The organism is Actinoplanes sp. NPDC051633 (genome assembly GCF_040681735.1).
Classification (GTDB): domain Bacteria; phylum Actinomycetota; class Actinomycetes; order Mycobacteriales; family Micromonosporaceae; genus Actinoplanes.
Genome location: NZ_JBFAZH010000868.1, coordinates 1 through 3,376 on the forward strand (window position 1 = coordinate 1; position 3,376 = coordinate 3,376).

At 71.7% G+C, this 3,376-nt stretch carries 5 protein-coding genes; all 5 read left to right on the forward strand.

What is annotated here, in order from left to right:
* Nucleotides 1-74: 74 nt before the first annotated feature.
* Entirely contained in the window at nucleotides 75-1,175 is a 1,101-nt protein-coding gene (locus tag AB0M20_RS33545) for a glycosyltransferase (RefSeq protein WP_364304354.1), read from the forward strand.
* Complete coding sequence (locus tag AB0M20_RS33550; RefSeq protein ID WP_364304355.1) at nucleotides 1,172-1,795, forward strand: DUF998 domain-containing protein; 624 nt, start codon at nucleotides 1,172-1,174, stop codon at nucleotides 1,793-1,795. The genes AB0M20_RS33545 and AB0M20_RS33550 overlap by 4 nt, the downstream gene beginning before the upstream one ends.
* Nucleotides 1,795-2,493, forward strand: coding sequence for a VTT domain-containing protein (locus tag AB0M20_RS33555; protein ID WP_364304356.1), 699 nt, complete (start codon nucleotides 1,795-1,797; stop codon nucleotides 2,491-2,493). The genes AB0M20_RS33550 and AB0M20_RS33555 overlap by 1 nt, the downstream gene beginning before the upstream one ends.
* 26 nt (nucleotides 2,494-2,519) lie before the next feature.
* Nucleotides 2,520-2,999 (forward strand): response regulator, encoded by a 480-nt coding sequence (locus AB0M20_RS33560; RefSeq protein WP_364304358.1) that lies wholly within the window; start codon nucleotides 2,520-2,522, stop codon nucleotides 2,997-2,999.
* Between the two features lie 131 nt (nucleotides 3,000-3,130).
* Nucleotides 3,131-3,376 (forward strand): MFS transporter (locus AB0M20_RS33565; RefSeq protein ID WP_364304359.1); only part of this gene is annotated, 246 nt, incomplete at its 3' end.

Genomic DNA, 3,376 nt, shown 5'->3' on the forward strand with positions numbered 1-3,376 from the left:
TTGTAAAGTATTTTTTAATTGTAGTCTTGTATTTTGAGTGTCATTCGCGTGGTATTTTTGTGGATTGATGGTTTTTGAAAGACTCCCATGAAGTGCACGTCGTGTGCCCGGCCACGTCCGCGGAGAGCCGGACGGTCTTCCGTGACGGCGTCGTCGAGCACCGGGTCCGATCGCTGCCGGTGCTGCGCCGCAAGGGGTTCCGGTTCTGCGCGCCGGTCGGGCTGGTGGCCGCCGCCCAGGGCATCCTCGAGTTCGTCCGGCCCGACGTGGTGCACGTGCAGAGTCACTTCTTCCTGTGCCGGGCGCTGATCGAGGCCGCGCACCGGCTCGGCATCCCGGTCGTGGCGACCAACCACTTCATGCCCGAGAACCTGTCGCACTACCTGCCGATCGGCGACCGGATGCGGGCCCGGGTCAACGCGATGGCGTGGGCGGACGCGGCCCGGGTGCTCTCGCGGGCCGACGTGGTGACCGCGCCGACGCCGTACGCGGCCGCCCTGGCCGAGCGCAACGGCGTGCCCGGACCGGTGCTGCCGATCTCTTGCGGCATGGACCTGAGCCGGTTCCGCGGCGACGGCGGCGCGAGCGCGTTCCGCCTCAAGTACCGGGTGCCCCGGCGGCCCACGATCGCCTACGTCGGCCGGCTCGACAAGGAGAAGAACCTGGACGTGCTCGTGCGGGCGTTGCCCGGGGTGCGGCAGCGGGTGGCGGACGCTCAGCTGGTGCTGGTCGGGACCGGGGACCAGCGGCGCAGGCTGACGGCCCTCGCGGGTCAGCTGGGGATGACCGACGCGCTGGTGTTCACCGGCTTCGTGGACGACGCCGACCTGCCCGGCGCCTACGCGGCGGCCGATGTCTTCGTCAACGCCGGCACTGCCGAGCTGCAGAGCCTGGTCACGCTCGAGGCGATGGCGTCGGGCCTGCCCGTTCTGGGCGCGCACGCCTCCGCGCTCCCGCACCTCGTGCACCACGAGCACAACGGCTACCTCTTCCCGCCGGGCGACGCGGAGACCCTCGCCGACCAGCTGAGCACCGTCCTGTCCAACCCCGTCAAGGCGAAGATCATGGGGGTACGCAGCAGAGCGCTCGCCGAGCGGCACGACGTGGCCTCGACCGTGGCGGCCTTCGAGCAGCTCTACGCGATGCGGTCCCAACCACTCCTGGTAGCGGCATGACGGGGCGCAGCCTGGCCCGGGCGGGCATCGCGATCGCGGTGCTCGCCGGGCTGGCCACCCATCTGGCCGGCGGCGGGATCGACCCGATCCACCAGATGCTCAGCGACTCGGTCATGTCGGTGCCGGGCGCGGTCATGCTCGGCACCGCCTGCGCCGCGCTGGTCATGGTGGCCGGCGCGCTCGCCGCCATGACGCGAGGGCAGCGGCGGGCCCGGCTCGTGGTCCCCCTCCTCGGGGTGTGGGCCGCGGCGCTGGTGGCGATCGTGGTGTTCCCGACGAATCCGCCCGGCACCGAGCTGGACAACGCCGCGGTCGCGCACCGGTACGGCGCCGCGCTGACGGCGGTCGTACCCCCGATCGTGGGCCTGCTCGCGGCCCGGACCCGGCGGCTCAGAACGGTGTCGTGGCTCACCGCAGGCGCGGCGGGACTCTTCGGCGCGGCGCACGCCCCGGCCGTGCTGTTCGGCAACGACGTGGTCCCGTACGCCGGCCTCGCCGAACGTGTCCTCTTCGGACTGATCCTGGTGCTGCTCTGGGAGACGGCTCGCGACCTGAGCGCGCGGCCGGCCCCGGCAGCGTTGACCGAATCCCGGCCCGTACCCCTGAAAGTGGCCGCGTGATGGACGTCCTTCCCCTGATCGAGCCGCTGTTCACCTCGCCGTGGTTCTACCCGCTGACCGCCGGTCTCGCCGCCGGCGACGTCCTCTTCCCGATCATCCCGTCGGAGGGAACGGTGATCGCCGCCGGTGTGCTCGCCGCCTCCACCGGCACCCCGAACCTGCTGCTCGTGATGGCCGCGGCGGCGGCCGGCGCGTTCGTCGGCGACCACCTCTCGTACGCGATCGGGCGCAGCTTCCTCGGCCCGAAACTGCTCGCCCGGTCGAAGCGGCTCCGCGCCGCGGTCGGCCGGGTGTCCCGTCAGCTCGACAAGCGCGGCGGCACGCTGATCGTGGCCGGTCGCTTCATCCCCGGCGGGCGCACCGCGGTGACCCTCGCGTGCGGCTCGGCCGGCTACCCCCTGCGCAGGTTCACCAAGGCCACCGCTCTGGCCGCGATGGCGTGGGCGCTCTACAGCGGGGCGATCGGCTTCCTCGGCGGCGCGGCCTTCACCGCCAACCCGATCCTCGGCATCGCGATCGGCGTCGGCCTGTCGATGACGATCACCGGCGCGGTCGAGCTGGTCCGCCACCTGGTGCGGCGCCGCACCGCGGATGCCCCTCTGGGCCACCACTGCGAACCTCGGCCGGCACAGGGGACTCAGCGTTCTCGTTCGGCACAAGCCCTCAGTGCCGTTCCCGGAGGTGCCGAACAGTCCTGACGTACGACCATGATGGGAGGTACGCCGTGGCAACAGTGCTCGTCGCCGACGATGACGCCGACCACCGTGAGCTGATGGGTCTTTCGCTGCGCCGTTTCGGGCACGACGTGCTCGAGGCGTCGGGCGCCGCGGAGGCGCAGGAGCTGGTCGAGGCCGGCGGGATCGACGCGCTGCTGCTCGACGTGCGCATGCCCGGCGAGTCGGGCATCGACTTCTGCCGCCGGTTGCGGGACACCCGGGCCGGCGAGCTGCTCCCGATCATGTTCGTCACGGCCGACGTCAACGACCACCGCATCCTGGCCGCCATGCAGGCGGGCGCGGACGACTACCTGACCAAGCCGTTCCACCGGGCCGAGCTGGGCACCCGGCTGGACAACCTGCTGCTGCGCCGCACCGGCTCGACGGACCGCTCGTCGTCGGCCGCGAACGCGGCCATGCTGGCCGCCCGGCACGCGCTGCACCGGCCGGTGCGGGAGGCGGCGCGGCCTTCGCTGCGCATCGCTTGACCTGCTGGCCGGGCGGGGTGAGCCGGTGACCGAGGCCGTCGCCGAGATCACCGGGCACCCGGCCCGAAGCTTCGCAGAGTGGGCACGCGATCACGTAGCGGACTTCCGCTGACGCCTGCGATCATGTCGGAATGCCCGATGGCCTGCTGAAATACGGATCCACCCGAGGACGGTGGGTGCTGTTCGCGACGGTGCTCGGGTCGAGCCTCGCGTTCATCGACTCGACCGTGGTCAACATCGCGCTGCCCGCGATCGGCCGCGACCTGGGTGCGGACGCCGCGGGTCTGCAGTGGACGGTCAACGGGTACGCGCTGAGCCTGGCGTCGCTGATCCTGCTCGGTGGCTCGCTGGGTGACCGCTTCGGGCGCCGGCGGGTC

What these genes read in the sequence shown, in the direction of transcription:
- AB0M20_RS33550 (WP_364304355.1), top strand. Translation starts at nt 1,172, where the DNA reads ATGACGGGGCGCAGCCTGGCCCGGGCGGGCATCGCGATCGCGGTGCTC.
- AB0M20_RS33555 (WP_364304356.1), top strand. Translation starts at nt 1,795, where the DNA reads ATGGACGTCCTTCCCCTGATCGAGCCGCTGTTCACCTCGCCGTGGTTC.